13 protein-coding genes and 2 pseudogenes are annotated in these 16543 nt (G+C 65.5%); 9 read left to right on the forward strand and 6 right to left on the reverse strand.

What is annotated here, in order from left to right:
• The first annotated feature begins 164 nt into the window (after positions 1 to 164).
• The 4 genes from PQB87_RS21930 (at position 165) to PQB87_RS21945 (ending at position 7169) form a co-directional block, all read left to right on the forward strand.
• Positions 165 to 1529, forward strand: a complete 1365-nt coding sequence (locus tag PQB87_RS21930; RefSeq protein WP_048023288.1) for a DUF1329 domain-containing protein — start codon at positions 165 to 167, stop codon at positions 1527 to 1529.
• Between the two features lie 82 nt (positions 1530 to 1611).
• Entirely contained in the window at positions 1612 to 3453 is a 1842-nt protein-coding gene (locus tag PQB87_RS21935; protein ID WP_111939367.1) for a DUF1302 domain-containing protein, read from the forward strand.
• 45 nt (positions 3454 to 3498) lie between these two features.
• Positions 3499 to 5859 carry an efflux RND transporter permease subunit gene (locus PQB87_RS21940; RefSeq protein ID WP_060061335.1) on the forward strand — a complete coding sequence of 787 codons (2361 nt, stop codon included), beginning with the start codon at positions 3499 to 3501 and terminating at the stop codon, positions 5857 to 5859.
• Between the two features lie 341 nt (positions 5860 to 6200).
• On the forward strand, positions 6201 to 7169 hold the full coding sequence (locus tag PQB87_RS21945) for a WD40/YVTN/BNR-like repeat-containing protein (RefSeq protein ID WP_175829772.1): 969 nt from the start codon (positions 6201 to 6203) through the stop codon (positions 7167 to 7169).
• Positions 7170 to 7339: 170 nt separating this feature from the next.
• Here the strand turns inward: PQB87_RS21945 and PQB87_RS21950 are convergent.
• Positions 7340 to 7591 (reverse strand): annotated as a pseudogene (locus PQB87_RS21950) (DNA cytosine methyltransferase); the annotation flags it as partial.
• Positions 7592 to 7625: 34 nt separating this feature from the next.
• Here PQB87_RS21950 and PQB87_RS21955 point away from each other — a divergent pair.
• The 4 genes and pseudogenes from PQB87_RS21955 to PQB87_RS21970 all read left to right on the forward strand — a co-directional run.
• Positions 7626 to 7821: pseudogene (locus tag PQB87_RS21955) on the forward strand (hypothetical protein); the annotation flags it as partial.
• 579 nt (positions 7822 to 8400) lie between these two features.
• The gene (locus PQB87_RS21960) at positions 8401 to 9690 is read left to right on the forward strand and encodes an NAD(P)/FAD-dependent oxidoreductase (RefSeq protein WP_301863292.1); all 1290 of its coding nucleotides are present in this window, start codon (positions 8401 to 8403) and stop codon (positions 9688 to 9690) included.
• A gap of 17 nt (positions 9691 to 9707) precedes the next feature.
• The gene (locus PQB87_RS21965) at positions 9708 to 10265 is read left to right on the forward strand and encodes a helix-turn-helix domain-containing protein (RefSeq protein ID WP_153489179.1); all 558 of its coding nucleotides are present in this window, start codon (positions 9708 to 9710) and stop codon (positions 10263 to 10265) included.
• 151 nt (positions 10266 to 10416) lie between these two features.
• A complete protein-coding gene (locus PQB87_RS21970) occupies positions 10417 to 11763 on the forward strand; it encodes a glutamine synthetase family protein (protein ID WP_069254829.1) in 1347 nt (448 codons plus the stop codon).
• 29 nt (positions 11764 to 11792) lie between these two features.
• Here the strand turns inward: PQB87_RS21970 and PQB87_RS21975 are convergent, their stop codons facing one another.
• Complete coding sequence (locus tag PQB87_RS21975; protein ID WP_489243792.1) at positions 11793 to 12965, reverse strand: FAD-dependent oxidoreductase; 1173 nt, start codon at positions 12963 to 12965, stop codon at positions 11793 to 11795.
• A gap of 148 nt (positions 12966 to 13113) precedes the next feature.
• Between PQB87_RS21975 and PQB87_RS21980 the strand changes: the two genes are divergently transcribed.
• A complete protein-coding gene (locus PQB87_RS21980; protein WP_059687023.1) occupies positions 13114 to 14049 on the forward strand; it encodes a LysR family transcriptional regulator in 936 nt (311 codons plus the stop codon).
• Here PQB87_RS21980 and PQB87_RS21985 read toward each other — a convergent pair.
• The 4 genes from PQB87_RS21985 to PQB87_RS22000 form a co-directional block, all read right to left on the reverse strand.
• The gene (locus PQB87_RS21985; RefSeq protein WP_489243794.1) at positions 14029 to 14574 is read right to left on the reverse strand and encodes a GNAT family N-acetyltransferase; all 546 of its coding nucleotides are present in this window, start codon (positions 14572 to 14574) and stop codon (positions 14029 to 14031) included. The genes PQB87_RS21980 and PQB87_RS21985 overlap by 21 nt on opposite strands.
• Positions 14575 to 14624: 50 nt before the next feature.
• Complete coding sequence (locus PQB87_RS21990) at positions 14625 to 15203, reverse strand: hypothetical protein (RefSeq protein ID WP_060156274.1); 579 nt, start codon at positions 15201 to 15203, stop codon at positions 14625 to 14627.
• Positions 15204 to 15265: 62 nt separating this feature from the next.
• Positions 15266 to 15655: a lysozyme inhibitor LprI family protein gene (locus PQB87_RS21995; RefSeq protein WP_021163471.1), complete on the reverse strand. Its 390-nt coding sequence runs from the start codon at positions 15653 to 15655 to the stop codon at positions 15266 to 15268.
• A gap of 54 nt (positions 15656 to 15709) precedes the next feature.
• Positions 15710 to 16474: an N-acetylmuramoyl-L-alanine amidase family protein gene (locus PQB87_RS22000; protein WP_059686740.1), complete on the reverse strand. Its 765-nt coding sequence runs from the start codon at positions 16472 to 16474 to the stop codon at positions 15710 to 15712.
• Between the last annotated feature and the right edge of the window lie 69 nt (positions 16475 to 16543).

Below are 16543 nucleotides of genomic sequence, written 5' to 3' on the forward strand. Positions count from 1 at the left end.
GGTGTCGCGGTCCGTCCATGGAGTTCATGGGAACCTGAAATGAAGTGGATTGCGTATCGACTATTCGCTATCTGAAGCAATAGCGTTCCTTATCGAGGTCCTGCATGGCTCACGGCGAATCGCCGTGTTCTGTGCGCGAGAAAGAAGGCAAAAGGAGAGTGGCAATGAACAAGCGGAAATTTTCAGTTGCGTCGTGTTTGACCGCCTCGCTGTTGTTGGCCAGCGTGGCAGCCGTCGCAGAAGGCGACCTGACGCCCGCAGGCGCGGAAAGTGCGGCAAGCAAGGACGGTCTCGTGCCGTCGTTCGCTGGGCGGCAAGCTCCTGCATCCGGTTGGGAGTGGGGCAAGTTTCGTGGTGGTTTCTGGAAACATCGTGCAGAGAAGCCGCTTTATTCGATCGATGCCTCGAACGTCGACAAGTACGCAGACAAGCTCTCTCCCGGTGAGATTCAGTTGGTCAAGCAACTGAAGGGCTATCGTATGGACGTGTATCCGTCACACCGCGAATGCCAATTGCCCGATTTCGCTGAACAAAACTCGAAAGCGAATCTAACGGCAGCGAAGCTCGATGCGTCCGGCGAAATGATCCAGACCGCCGCGTTTCCCGGTGTCGCGTTTCCCCAGCCGAAGACTGGGGCCGAAGCGATCCTCAACTACGAAACCCGGTATCGAGGCGTAGGAGTCGAATGGACGCCGATCATCACTGCGATTTCCCCGCGTGCGGGCAGTAGCGATTGGATCGATGCAATCGGCCCGCAGGTCTTTTACTTCCCCTACGGGAAGAGCGGCAAGACGGCACCGCAGGATGTAGATCAGCTCAGCCTGGCCGCTTACTTTTCGGCAACTTCCCCAGCCGCATTGGCCGGGCAAGCGTTTGTTCAGCGTCAGTATTTCAACCGGGATTCAGAAACGTACTACTACTTTCCGGGTCAGCGCCGCGTGAGACGCATGCCGGCCTATACGCACGACGCACCGCTGATCGGCTTCGAGAACCAGTACTTGATCGACGAAGCCAACATGTTCAACGGCTCGATCGACCGCTTCAACTGGAAACTCGTGGGCAAGAAGGAAATGATCGTTCCGTACAACGCATTCGGCATGTACGCGTTCAAGGACAAACTGCATGACGTGGCGGCACCTGGCGGAATTTCGCCGGACCACCGTCGTTACGAGGTGCATCGCGTATGGGTCGTCGAGGCGACGGTCAAGCCCACCGCACGCCATGCTGCGTCCAAGAAAGTGTTCTACCTCGACGAGGACAGCTGGCTCGCGCTCGTCGGCGAAGACTATGACGCGCAAGGCAAGTTGTGGAAGGTGCGCGAGAGCTACCCGATTCCGGTGTGGGAACTGGGCGGTGCCTGCGACAACGAACCGTTCGTCCAGTACGACTTGATCAACGGACGATACGTATTCGACGGATCGTCAGTCGGTCAGGGTAAGGACCTTCGCTGGTACGAGCGCGCCGACGATTCGCGCCTCAAGTCCGACTTCTTTACGGCGGAATCGCTGAGATCGGCCAGCGAACGCTGATTGCCGTAGTCAAAAAAAGAAAACAGGCCCGACGTGCGCACTCGCGCGTCGGCATCCGGTCTGGAGATGGGTGGGTGGTGCGATGAAAGCAAGCAATATCGTTAAGAGTACTACGGTGTCGATTGCCATGCTGGGTGCGGCAACGTCGACCGCGTACGGGTACGAGTTCACGCTCGGGGACGGCGCTGTTCAGGGGTCGTGGGTGACCAATCTCACGGCGGGCGGCGGGATCCGGACCAGGAGTCCGAGCTGCTCGCTGACCGGCGATCCGAACGCATACGGCTGCGGTGCGGCTGCCAACACGGATCAGTGGGGTTACGGCGACAACGGCGACCTGAACTACCGCAAGGGGCAGCCGTTCAGCACCTACGTGAGCGCGACCAGCGAACTGCTGCTGAAGATGCCGGGCGAAGGGCTCAAGTTCATGGTGCGCGGCACGGGCATGTACGACTTCCTCGCCGGGAGAACGGCCAGAACGCCGCTGTCGAGCACGGCGGCCGCGCAGGTGGTGTACAACGCGCAGCTGCTCGATCTGTGGGCGCAGAAGGATTTCACGATCGGCGGTCGCAACGCGCACGTGCGGCTCGGTAACCAGGTGATCAACTGGGGCGAGAGCATCTACGCGCAGAGCGGCATCAACGCGACCAACTCGATCGACGTCCAGAAGCTGCTGATCCCAGGTTCGCAGCTCAAGCAGGCGCTGCTGCCGGCGCCGATGCTGAGCCTCGCCGCCGATCTTTCCCACGGCTTCAGCACCGAAGCGTATTACCAGTTCCAGTGGAACGGCAACCGCCTTCCGCCGGTCGGTTCGTACTGGTCGCTGGCGAACGTCATCGGCCGCGGCGCCGAACCGTTCACGATCAACGCGAACAACCCCAATGTTGCTGGCCCGGGCGTCGGCACGATCGCCAATGCGATCGGCGGCGGGGCCGCGGCGGGTAACCAGGACACGCTGAACGCGATCAGGAACGGGCTCGTCAACGGCGCTTTCGCCGGGCCGCCGTTCAACGACCTCGGCATTCCGGTGTCGACGCAGCTGCCCGCGAAATACCGGCCGCAGTTCGGCGTGAAGTTCAATTACTCGCCGCGCTCGTTCGATGCGAACTTCGCGTTCTACTACCTGAACTACACGGACAAGTCGCCGGTGCTGTCGACGCTGTCGAACGGCACCGCGCAATGGTCGTATCTCCAGAACCGGCAACTGTTCGGCGCGAGCGCGAACTTCGGGGTCGGCCCGTGGGCCATCGGTACCGAGCTGTCGTATCGGCCGCGCGATGCGGTCGCGCTGTCGAGCTGCTACGGCGCGGGCGGCCCGACCGACCTCATCACGAACGGCGTGCAAGGCGTCAACTGCCAGCAATGGGCCGACAAGAAGAAGTTCCAGCTGGATGTCAACGGGCTGCTCGCGCTGACGCGCAGCGAGTACCCGTTCCTGAAGCTGATCGCCGCGGATTCCGCTGCGTTGACCTGGGAACTCACGTGGATCTACTACCCGGGCCTCGGTTCGGACGTGACGCGCACGGTGGACGGGCAGCCGGTCACGCAGGTGCCGGCCGCCGGTTATTTCCCGTGGCTGAACCACAACTCGGGGCTCGGCTATCCGATCACGCAAGGGCAGGGCACGTCGAGTTCGGTGGGCGCGACGGTCGACTTCAACTGGACGTATGACGGCTCGCTGATCCCCGGCTGGCAGGTGACGCCGGGCGTGACGTTCAGCACCGGCCTCTACGGGTACACGCCGACCTTCACCGCGAACTACATGCAGGGTGCGAAGTCGGTGAACGTCTACGTGCTGTTCAACCAGAATCCGCCGAAGTGGCAGGCAGGCATCAACTTCGCGGCGTTCTTCGGCGGTCACCAGTCGGTGGGCAATCCGTATGCGGACCGCAATTTCGTCGGTGTGTTTGCTACCCGGAACTTCTGACGCGCGCGCGTCGGGCATCGCCGGAATACATGAAGGGGTAATGCAGTGCTCAATCGTCTGGTCAGCCGCCTTGAAAGGCTATTCTTCGGTCATCGCGCGATCGTGCTCGCGGCGATCGGCCTGTTCACCGTCGTGATGGCCGTGTTCGCGATGCAACTGCGCATGGATGCCGGCTTCGAGAAGCAGATGCCGATCGGCCACGAGTACATCCGCACGTTCCAGCAATACCGGAACGACCTGCTCGGCGCGAACCGGATCACCGTCGTCGTGCGCGCGAAGCACGGCTCGATCTGGACGCCGGACGGGCTGACACGGCTGTACAAGGTCACGCAGGCGGTGACCTACCTGCCGAATGTCGACCGGATCGGCGTGCGCTCGCTGTGGACGTCGAACGCGTTCGTCAATGAAATCACTGACGAAGGCTTTCGCGCGGAGCCGATCATTTCCGGCACGATCACGCCGGACCAGCTGACGCCGGAGATCGTCGGGAAGATCCGTCGCGCGACGACGCTGGGCGGCTATGTCGGCACGCTCGTGTCGCACGGCGAGGACAGCGCGATGATCACGGCCGAGCTGAACGAGCGCGACAGTGCGGGCAAGGTGCTCGATTACGTGGCGTTCAATCACTTGCTCGAACAGAAGATCCGCCAGCCGTTCGAGGATGCCGGCTACGAGGTGCAGATCATCGGCTTCGCGAAGCAGATCGGCGACATCGCCGACGGCGCGAAGGCCGTGCTCGGCTTCTGCGCGATCGCGCTGCTGCTGACCGCGCTCGCGGTGTACTGGTATTGCCATTCGCTGCGCTTCACGGTGCTGCTGATCGCGTGCTCGCTGACGTCGCTGGTCTGGCAGTTCGGCACGCTGAAACTGCTGGGTTTCGGCCTCGATCCGCTCGCGGTGCTGGTGCCGTTCCTGGTGTTCGCGATCGGCGTGTCGCACGGGGTGCAGCAGGTGAACTTCATCGTGCGCGAGATTTCGCACGGGCACAGTTCATACGAGGCGGCGCGCCGCAGCTTCAGCGGGCTGCTGATTCCGGGCGTGCTGGCGCTGATCACCGCGTTCGTGTCGTTCATCACGCTGTTGCTGATCCCGATCCCGATGGTGCGCGAACTGGCGATTACCGCGTCGCTCGGCGTGGCGTACAAGATCGTGACGAACCTGATCCTGCTGCCGGTGGCCGCGTCCTGCTTCAACTTCACGAAGCGCTACGCGGACAGCGCGCTCAAGCGCGGCGAGCGGCGCTCGGCATGGCTGCGGCCGCTTGCGCGCGTCGCGCAGCCGAAGTATGCGGGGGCGACGGTCGCCCTGACGCTGGTCGTGTTCGCGCTGGCCGCGTGGCAAAGCCGCGATCGCGTGATCGGCACGCTGCAGCCGGGCGCGCCGGAACTGCGCGCGGATGCACGCTTCAATCGCGACGCGACGTCCATCGCCGGCAACTACGACATGGGCCTCGACTGGCTGACGGTCGCGATCGAGTCGGCCGGCAAGAGCTGCAACAACCCGGCGGTCGGACTGTACGAGGACGACTTCGCGGCGGCCATGCGCACCGAGCCGGGCGTGGTGTCCGTGCAGTCGTACTCGGGCATGCTGCGCGGCTACAACCAGGGCTACAACGAAGACTATCCGAAGATGAGCGTGGTGCCGATCGACCCGGAGAACTACGGGGCGGTGTCGGTCGACGTCGGGCGCGTGAAGGGCTTCATGAAGGCCGACTGCACGATGTCGGCCGTGCACCTGTTCCTGACCGACCACAAGGCGACGACGATCAACCGCATCCTCGACGACGTGAAGCAGTATCGCGCGTCGCATCCGTTCCCGGGCATCGCCGTGCGGCTCGCGGCCGGCAACGCGGGCGTGCTGGCGGCGACCAACGAGGAAGTCGCGGGCAGCGAGCTGCCGATGATGCTGTACGTGTACGGCGCGATCCTGATCCTCGTGTTCCTCGCATACCGCGACTGGCGCGCGATGATCGCGTGCTGCGCGCCGCTGTCGGTCGCGACCTTCATCGGCTACTGGTTCATGAAGGAGCTGCAGATCGGGCTGACGGTGGCGACGCTGCCGGTGATGGTGCTCGCGGTGGGGATCGGCGTCGACTACGCGTTCTATATCTACAACCGGCTGCAGGTGCATCTCGCCGGCGGCCAGCACATCGTGAAGGCCGTGCAGCACGCGATGCTCGAGGTGGGCGTCGCGACGATCTTCACGGCGATCACGCTCGCGATCGGCGTGGCGACGTGGAGCTTCTCCGCGTTGAAGTTCCAGGCGGACATGGGCAAGCTGCTCGCGTTCATGTTCATCGTGAACCTGGTGATGGCGATGACCGCGTTGCCCGCGCTTGCGTCGCTGCTCGAACGCTGGTTCCCGCGCCGCAAGCCGGCCCGCGCGCCGGGTTTGTTCAGTCACTGAAGCTCGTGAACCTGCCGATGGAGATTCGTTCATGGTCAAGACGCTAACTGTTTGCGCCGTACTTTGCATCGCGGCGGGTGCGTTCCCGCGATTTCATGAAACGGGCGCCGGTCGGAGTACGCCGGCTCGTGCGTTCGCGATGGACGCGACACGCACCGGTGTGCACCACGCCGCAACAGGCGAAACCGGTGTCGCCGCGTCGTCGAACGACGGCGGAGCCGAGCGAAGGACAGCGGCCGCGCAGGGCAACGGCAGGCCGCCGGCCGTGGTGCTCAGCGAAGCGAATGCCGGCTGGTCGGCGCTATTCAACCATTGATGCCCGCACACTACCGGGATTCACCATGATCAAGACGCTCATTTCCTGTATCGCGCTCTGCACGGCCGCGACGGCCTTCGCGCAACCGCAGGACGGAACGGTCGCGGCCTGGGCCGCGAAACCCGCGCACACGTGGGCCGCGCCGACGCACATGATGCTGATGGACGCGACGCGCGCCGGGTCGCGGATCGTCGCCGTCGGCGAGCACGGCATCGTGCTGCTGTCCGACGACGACGGCAAGACCTGGCGTCAGGCGCGACGCGTGCCGGTGTCGGCGACGCTGTCGGCCGTGTCGTTCGCGGATGCGAAGCATGGCTGGGCCGTCGGCCAGTGGGGCGCGATTCTCGCGACCGACGACGGCGGCGATACGTGGGTCACGCAGCGGCTCGATACGTCGGTCGACCAGCCGCTGTTCTCGGTGCTGTTCACGAATGCACAGGACGGCATTGCCGTCGGCCTGTGGTCGCTGATGCTGCAGACCCACGACGGCGGCAAGACGTGGACTCGTACGACCCTGCCGAAGCCGCCCGGCGGTGGCAAGGCTGACCGAAATCTCTATCACGTGTTTGCCGACCCTTCTCATGCGCTCTACGCCGTGTCGGAGCAAGGGATGGTGCTCAAGTCGGCCGACGGCGGCGTGAACTGGAATTACCTGCCGACCGGCGGCAAGGGCACGTTGTGGTCGGGTGTCGCGATGCCCGATGGCCGGATCGTGGTCGGCGGCCTGCTCGGCAGCCTGTACCAGAGCAGCGACGGTGGCGCGAACTGGACGGCCGTCGACAGCCGCACCCGGAGTTCGATTACCGGTCTGATCGATGCGGGCGACGGCCTGGTCGGCGTCGGGCTCGACGGCCTGGTATTGAAGCAGCGGGCGGCGTCCGCGACGGTCGAGGTCGCGCAGCGCCCGGACCGTGCGACGCTGACCGCCGCGCTGCCCGGCAAGGGCGGCGCGCCGATTCTTTTCTCCCAAGACGGCGTGCTGGTCGGGCCATAGGCGGACGTTTTTGCATCCGTCTCGTCAAAGACAGGATCCGCCAACACAACTCGAACACAGACACACGCGGCATCTCTCGGACTGTCACGGTCACCGGCGCCAACCGGCAAGATTCGATGGTTCTCGCGCGCACGCTCAATGCCATTCTGGCGATACCGGGACTGAGCGGTAAGCCGATCCCACGTTTTCCACTGCAGGGACGGGGTACGGTGCATCGGACCGCCGGCGCCGGTATCGCCGGGCAGCGGCATGCGACCGAGCAGCGTGCCGACGCCCTGCAGTCGCTTGATGGGCGGCTCGTACAGGAAGGGCGGCACCTTCTCGGTATGCCGCGCGATGAGCAAGAAGCGTTTCCGGCTCTGCGCGAGACCGCCGATCTCGCCACAGTCGTGCGTCGTCTCGTTCACGGCATAGCCGTAGTGACTCTCGGTATCAACGCGACACGCGGTTGGCCAGGGGAAATCCGGTCGTTGTGTCGCCGACGCCTATGTATTTATTGGCAAACGCGCCGTACAGCTTGGTTGCGAGCAACGGGCCGGATTCCCGGACTCAACGCGGCGCAAAGGACTCAGAGGGTCGACGCGGCCGCGAGACATGGGAAGCGCGGGGCCGCCCGCTGTCAAACTTCTTCGATATCATCCGCGCTAACGCTCGATAGGTCTCACCTAGGCGTTCGATCGAATACCGACGCAGCCCTCCGTACTTCGGCCTTGGACTATCGCGCAGCGCGGTAGCGTACCGGCGCAATGCCGAGGCATATCACGGCGAGTCACGTGAAATAAACTTCAATAGAATTAATCAGGAATCCAATTCATATAACAGACATTGGCGCCGAAAAGTCTGTGGTAGCCATAGGGAATTCCAGGTTCTGTACGCGTGCACTTCTGGTCACGTGTGTACCGCTGAATTGCAAGAGCGGGCGCTGGAGCAAGGAGATGCCGGCTTGATGCAGTCAACAGTCGCCCACACGCGACTTCAGCGCGCAGCAGCCGGTGCATCGGTCGGTGGTTGATCGCGTTGTAGCGCTGAGGGCGTGTGGCGACCTCTTCAAGCTATTGTTTCATTGAGGAATATTCGCAGGCGTTCGCGGCCGGCGTGGGCCCTTGCAAGTTCCGATTTGAACGAAAAAATTCCAAGTTGAACGCATCTGACATCCCGCCCGCTTGCTCCCGTGAAATTGTCATGCTAGTTTTTCATGAAATTTCTCGGCAAGAATTTCACGGGAGTCCGCATGTTCGTGCAGTCCGACCGTCACGTCGCAAGCTACTACGCCGGTACGTATCCGGAGCCGATCCCGCATCGTCCGGAACTGGACGAGCGCATCGACGCCGACGTGCTCGTCGTCGGCGCGGGGTTCAGCGGGCTGCATACGGCGCTGCGCCTTGCGCTCGCCGGCAAGCGGGTCGTCATGCTCGAAGCGAGCCGCGTCGCGTGGGCCGCGTCGGGCCGCAACGGCGGACAGGCGCTGCTCGGCTGGTCGTGCGACATGCAGCCGCTCGAGGATTCGCTCGGCCGCGACGGCGCGCGCCTGCTGTGGGACAGCATGCGCTGGGCCGCGACCGAGGTGCGGGAACTGCCCGGGCGGCATGGTTTCGACATCGACTATCGGCCCGGCAGCCTGTGGGCGGCGGTGCGGCCGCGCCGCGTCGCGATGCTCGCGCAGGCCCGCGACGAAGCGGCCGAGCGCTGGGGCTACGACCGGCTGCGCGTGATCGAGCGGGCCGACATGCCCGAATGGATCGGCGGCACGCGCTATCTCGCGGCGCTCTACGATCCCGAGGCCGGCCACCTGAACCCGCTGAAGCTCGCGCTCGGCCTCGCCCGGACGATCGAGCGCGCGGGCGGCCACATCTTCGAGCAGAGCCGCGTGCTCGACTGCCGCGAAACGGCCGGGGGGCACGTGGCCCGCACGGCGCGCGGTGAAGTACGCGCGGACGTCCTCGTGCTGGCCTGCAACGCGTATGTCGACCGGCTCGATCGCGACCTCGCGCGCCGGCTGCTGCCGGTCGGCACGTACCAGGTCGCGACCGCGCCGCTCGCGCCCGACGTCGCGCGTTCGCTGCTGCCGCGGAACAGCTGCGTGATCGACAACCAGTTCGTGCCCGACTATTTCCGGCTGAGCCCCGACAACCGGCTGCTGTTCGGCGGCGGCTGCACGTATCTCGGCGGCATTCCGGCCGATATCGCGGCGGCCACGCGCCCGCACCTCGAGCGCGTGTTTCCGCAACTGGCCGGCGTGCCGCTCGATTACGCGTGGGGCGGCCATATCGACATCAGCATGCGCCGCACGCCGGACATCGGCCGCCTCGGGCAGCGTTTCTGGCTGCAAGGCTTTTCGGGGCACGGCGTGCTGCCGACGCTCGCGGGCGCGCGCGCGGTGGCCGACGCCGTGCTCGGCGACGAACGCCTGCTTGCGCAGTACCAGCGCATCCGCAACCCGCGCTTCCCCGGCGGCGACCGGCTCGCCGCGCCGCTGGAAGCGGTCGGCAAGGCCTGGTACCGTCTGCGCGATACCGTTTGACTGCACCGGAACCCACCATGAACGAACAGGAAGAGATAGAAAGCCTGGCGATCCTGATCCGCGACCTGCGCAAGCATCGCAAGGTCACGCTCAACGATCTCGCGGAACGGATCGGCCGCTCGGTCGGCTTTCTGTCGCAGGTCGAGCGCGGGCTGTCGCGCCCGACGGTCGCGGATCTCACCGCGATCGGCGAGGCGCTCGGCGTGCCGACCACCTATTTCTACAGCCTGAGCAAGCCGCGCAGCGTGCCGTGGGTCACGCGGCCCGACGAGCGGCGCACCGTGTATTACGCGGCCGGCATTACCGACATCCTCGTGTCGCCGAACATGCGCTCGCGCTTCTCGATCCTCGAAAGCCATCTCGCGCCGGGCGCGAGCAGCGGCGAGCGGCCCGTCGACGACAGCGACGAGCAGGGCGGTTTCGTGCTCGAAGGAGAACTGACGATCTGGATCGACGGCGACGACACACCCGTCACGCTCGGCCCGAACGACGCATTCCAGCTTCCCGCGCACAAGCGCTTCCGTTATGCCAACCTGACCGACGCGCCGACGCGCATGATCTGGGTATTCACCTGAGTGGTCGGCGGGGCGGGCGGCATGACGGGCCGCCCCGCCAAGCAGCCTGTTTGCAGTACTGATCGACATGATGCATGCGACGTGATGCATGCGCGTGAATCCGGTTCGCCGCGCTGCGGCACCGCCATACAAGACATGGAAAGGATGAGACATGGCTGACGTCGTTCCCGCGCTGGTCGGTGAAGTCCGCGCATTCCGGCAGGCGCACCCCGAGATCCGTTATGTCGACCTGATCTGCCTCGACCTGCCCGGGCATTTCTACGGCAAGCGCTACCCGATCGACGCGCTCGAAAAGGTCGCGTCGGGCTCGTTGCTGAAGCTGCCGCAGAATTGCGTGCTGCTCGGCACACAGGGCGGCCTCTACAAGATCGGCGACTACTGCTTCAACGACGGCGACCCGGACGCGCCGCGCCGGCTGATTCCCGGCACGTTGAAGCCCGTGCGCTGGGAGCGGCAGCCGCTCGCGCAGATGCTGATCAGCTCCGACGGCACCGATTCGCCGATCGAGTTCGAGCCGCGCGAGGTGCTCGCGCGCGTGCTGCGGCGTTTCGCGGCGCGCGGCATCCGGCCGGTCGTCGCGTTCGAGCTCGAGTTCTACCTGTTCGCCGCGCAGCTCGCGGAAGGGATGCCGCAATATCCGCGCGACCGCCTGAGCGACGATCGCGACGATCAGCCGAACATGCATATCGAGCGCCTGTCGCGCTTCTCCGACGTGCTGCACGAGATGGTCGAGGCCGCGTGCGAGCAGGGCGTCGACGCGACGGTGATCACGGCCGAGCTTGGTCCCGGCCAGTTCGAGATCAATTTCGGCCACACCGACGATGCGTTGCGCGCGGCCGACTGGTCGGCACTGTTCTGCCGCAGCACGCGCGGCGTCGCGTTGCAGCACGGCTATCGCGCGAGCTTCATGGGCAAGCCGTACCTGCATGCGCCGGGCAGCGGGATGCACGTGCACGTGAGCCTCTACGACGATGCGGGGCGCAACCTGCTCGCGGCGGACGGGCAGCAGCCGCTGCGGCACGCGGTGGCCGGATGCCTCGCGGTGCTGCCGCACTGCATGCCCGTGTTCGCGCCGAATCACAACGCGTTCCGGCGCTACGGATCGATGGTGAATGCGGCGAGCCGCGCAAGCTGGGGCTTCGAGGATCGCGATGCGTGCATCCGGATTCCCGAGTCGGATGCGCGCAACCTGCGGATCGAGCACCGGCTCGCGAGCGCGGACGCGAACCCGTATCTGGTGCTCGCCGCGATTCTCACGGGGATGGAGCATGGGCTCGATGCACGGATCGAGCCGATCGCGCCGCTCAACGAGGATCGCGGCAGCGGGATCGATTTCCCGAAGGAGATGCTGTCGGCCGTCGCGGCGATGCAGGATCATCCGGCCGTGCGCGAAGGGCTCGGCAGCGAGTTCGTGATGGTGTATTGCGAGAACAAGCGGCAGGAGGAGCTGGATTTTCGCAATGAAATCGGCGCGCGGGAGTATCGGTGGTTCTTGTGAGCGGACGCTGCCGCGCGCGCGTCTTATCGTCAGCGCGCCTGCGCCATCGGCAGGTGCGCGCCCCACGCGTTTGTCAGGGCCTCGATTTCCGCGAGCGGGTCGATCTGTTGTCGAGCGCTTTCGTTCACACCGTCGCCGAACAGCAGGTGCGCGAAATCGCGTGCACGCTCGGTGATCGCCGCTGTTTTCGGGCGGCGCCGCAGCGTGAAAGACGAGAGCGCCGCATCGAGGTCGCTGTCGTTGCCTGCTCCGTGCTCGTCGAGACAACGGGCAAGATGCCACGCGTCCTCGAGTGCCTGGCAAGCGCCTTGTCCGGACGTCGGTAGCGGGGCGTGAGCGGCATCGCCGATCATCAGCACGTTGCCGCGGTGCCACACGTCGACCGGATCGAGATCGTGCACGTGGATCTTCGTGATCGTGTCCGACGGTGTCGCACGTATCACGTCCGCGACCGGTGCCGGCCAGGTCGCGAAGCGCCGTTCCAGCATCGCGCCCGGATCGCTTTCCATCGCGTCACCCGGATTGGTTTCGGGCCATGCCGCCGCCCAATACATCCGATGCCGGTCGAGCGCGACGATGCCGAAGCGCTCGCGCACGCCCCAGTAGTCGAATACCGACACCTCGTCGACCAGCGGCACATCACTTTGTGCAATACCGATCCAGTTGACGAATCCCTGGTAGACGGGCGCGTTGTGACCGACCACGTAGTGTCGCGCGACGGAATTCATGCGGCCGTCCGCGCCGATCACGAGATCGGGGGCGATCGTCGTTCCGTCGTCAAAGTGAACGATGGCGCGGCCGTCCGTTCCGGTTTCGATGGCCGTCGCCCCGTGGCCGAAGCGGACGTCGATGCCGCGCGCGGCGAGGTGCCGTGCCAGCACGGCCTGCAGGTCGCGCCGCAGGATCGAATACGTCGGGAAACCCATGCGGCGGTCGAGTTCGCGGATATCGGTAGCCTTGAGCGCGGTGCCGTGCCGGTCGATGCGTCGCATCGCATGCAGGTGGCCGCCAACCTCGACGATGTCCGGCAGCAGGCCGAGTTGCTCGAGCACGAAGCCGGCATTCGGCCACAGCACGACGCCCGCGCCCATCGTCGATTCCGATGGCCGGCGTTCGTACAACCGGATCCGGTGGCCGCGCCCGGCGAGTGCGAGTGCGGTGCTCATGCCGGCAACACCGGCGCCCAGAATGGCGATTTCCATCTTGTTCCTTCCTTGTGTCGTGCGAGCGCTCGCCGGGCCGCGGTTCGTGCGTCGGCGTCGCGTTGACGGGATGAGCATCGTAAATTATGGTCTCGGGCGGGATAAGCCGTGAAAATCGGCACGCTTTGATATCTGAAATGGGCTAATGATGCGGAGCAAGCTGGATCTGAATGCGGTGCGTGTGTTCGTGTCGGTCGTCGACGAAGGCAGTTTTGCCGGCGCCGCGCGCGTGCTCGCGATGCCGGGTTCCAACGTGAGCCGTCATGTGGCGCAACTGGAGTCGAGGCTCGGCGTGCGCCTGCTCGAGCGCAGCACGCGGCACCTGCGCATGACCGAGGCCGGGCGTTTGCTGCACGAGCGCGCGCGACCGATGCTCGATGCGCTGACGCAGGCCGAATCCGAACTGACGTCGCAGCAGACGGAGCTGCGCGGCGTGCTGAAGCTCTGCGTGCCCGGCGAAATCGGGCCGCGCATGCTCGGGCCGATCGTCGCGGAATTCGCGAGCCGCCACCCGCGCGTCGAAATCGACTGCGACACGAGCCTCGCCGGCGTGTCGACGCTGCGCGACGATATCGACCTGTCGATCATCGTCAATCGCGGGAAGCTGGACGACAGCGCATTCGTCGTCAGGCCGCTCGTGAGTTTGCCGAGCGTCGTCGTGGCCGCGCCGTCGCTCGTCGCGCGAGTTGGCTTGCCGACCCGGACGGAACAGCTCACGCAACTGCCGTGCATCACGACGTTGAGCACGCTGAAAGGGCAGCCGTGGCAATTTGCCGACGGTGAAGGGCGGATTCACAAGATTCCGGTGGCGAGCCGGTATCGCGTCAATAGCGGCGAGATGGCAGGGCTGGCTGCGGTGAGCGGGATCGGTTTTGCGATTCTCGTCGAGCGCATGTGCGCGGTCGAGTTGGCCGAGGGGCGGCTGGTGCGCGTGCCGCTGGAGATGACGCCTGCGCCGCTGGAGCTGCATGCCGCTTATGCGAGCCGGAATTCGGTCAACGCGAAGATCCGCGAGTTGCTGCGGATGATGCAGGAGCGGCTGGCGGTGGAGGAGGCGAAACCGTCAACGCGATCGCTTCGGTAACGCGCGCCAATAGCGCACCTCTTCGATAGGACTCCCGTCGATCTCGAACGTCTTGATGTCGTCCTCGGCGACGAAGCCTTCGCGTTCGTAGAACGCCCTGGCCCGACGGTTCTTGAGCAAGACCCACAGCGATACCCACGCATGGCCCAGGTCGTGCAACGACCGGCATGCATGGTCGACCAGCGCCGCGCCGATCCCCCGGCCGCAATACGACGGGTGCAGATAGATCGCTTCGATTTCTCCCCACGCACGATCCTTGTCGGTGTCGCGTGTCGGACCGTAGGCGATCCAGCCTGCCGGCGTGTTGTCCGCGACCGGGACCGCGAGTGCGACGTGCGGCCGCCCGGCGTCGAACGCACCGCGCCACGAGGCCGTGCGCTTGTCGACCGACAGGCCGGCGAGGAACGCCGCCGGCATGATGTCCGTGTAGGTCGCTCGCCACGATGCGACGTGGATGTCGGCGATGGCCGGCGCGTCGGCGGAGGTGGCCGTGCGGATGTCGATTGCCGTCGTGTTCGGTGTCATGCGTGCCTCGTCAGATCGTGTGCCGTTTGCCGCGTTGCCGCGCGCGGGATTCATTCCGCCGGATCCAGGCTGCCGTCGATCGCGAAACGGTAGCCGAGGTCCACTTGCGACGCGTCGCCCGGCGTATCGGTTCGCTTCAGCACGAACTCGAACGCGGGTTCGAACCAGCCGTTGCGCGGCACTTCGCCACCGAGGACTTCGACGTCGTACCAGCCGTTGTCGAGGTCGATCACGGGCCGGCCCGGTTCGCGATAACGCGCAAGCAGCGCGTTCACCGATTCGTCGTTGAAGCGTTCGAGAATGCGCCATGTGTAAAGCATCACCGAACGGTGTTCGACGCGCAGCACGTAACCGCCGCGCCGATGCTGCAGGCGGCTTCCGGCCTTCAGCAGTTCGGGCGTGTCGTCGTCCAGCGTGAAGATGACCGTATACGGATGGTTCTCGATACCGGCCAGCGGAATGACGACGCCTTCGAGCACGGCGTTGTCGCCGCTGTCGCCGGTCGTGAACGCGGACGCGACGTTGTCCGGCAGCCGATGGGTTTCCTTGTAGCGCTTCAGCAGCAGAAGATCGCCGACGAGGAAACAGTCGATCAGGTCGTTGAGGACTTCGGAGAATTCATGCCGCATCGTCGTGTCTTTCGAAGGCGGCGTGCCGCGACCTGCACGGCGGCACACCGCGTCCGGCGAGCTTACTCGCCGAGCCTGGACGTCACGCAACCCGTGCTCGAGCACTCGCGCTCACGCTCGCGCAGGAACGACAGCCGCGACTGCGTCATGTCGTTCGCGCACTGGATATCCACGAGGTAGCTGTTGTTGCGCGTTTCGCTGCACTGCGCATCGCGTTGCTTCAGCCATGCGAGCTGGCCGGCCTTCAGCGCGGCCTGCTGGTCGCCGCTCAGTTGCTTGCGCAGGCGGCCGTATTCGTCGTTCAGATCGCGATCGGACTGAGAGAACTGCGTGCTGGTGCAGTACACCTGGTCGAACGCGCTGCGCGGCTTTCCGCAGCCGGCCGCGTGCGCGGCGAACGGAACGGCAAGCGCGAGCAGTGCGCAGGATGCGAGCAGATTCTTCTTTTTCATGGTGATGCTCCTGACTGGGTGAAAACCGTTGGGCCCGATGGGCGATTTCATCGTTTATTGCGGCGCGGTGCACGCGTCGATCCCGCCCGCGATCGCGGCGGACAGCTTCTGGATCGTCTCGCGACGCGCAAGCCGTGCTTCCTCGTCCGGGTTGACGATCACGCCGGCCTCGACGAGCACCGCCGGAATCGGCGCGGTGCGCAGCACGACGAGATCGTCGAAGCGGTGAATGCCGAGTGCCGGGTCGATCAGCGGGCGGTTCTCGCCGCGGATCGGCTGCGCGTGATACAGCGACGGCCGTTCGCCGGCCGCGACCAGCCGCCCGGCGATCGCCTTCGCGCAACGCAGGCTTTCCGCATAGTGCGGATTGCGTTCCGACACGAACACCGAGAAGCCGCGGAATTCGCGCTGCCGGCCGGCGTCGATGAACTGCTGCTGCATCGAGTCGTGATGGATCGACACGAACAGGTTCGCGTCGGGCGCCTGGGTCGAGCGCTGGTCGAGCGAGATCTCGCGGCCGTCGGCCGACGTGCGCAGCACGCGGTCGCCATGCGCGGCGAGTTTTTCGGCGACCGCCGCGGACAGATCGAGGTTGTACAGGTATTCGACGCGGCCGCTCGCGCCGGTGGAGCCCGGGTGAGCGGGCGTATGGCCGGTGTCGACGACGATGTAGCGCCCGGAGGCGGGCGCGGTGCCGGCGGTGGCCGCGGTGTCGGCCGCATGCAGCGCCGGCGGCGCGCCGAGCAGCGCAGTGCAGGCGAGGACGCGCGCGGCGGCGCGCACGAACGGGCGAAGGCGTCGGATGGTTCGGTTCGTCATTGTTGTTGTCGAGGAGGGCATACGGCGCGTCGGACGGCGCGGCACCGTCGGCCTGCTCAATGCAGTCGG

It is taken from the genome of Burkholderia sp. KL41, from assembly GCF_057005415.2.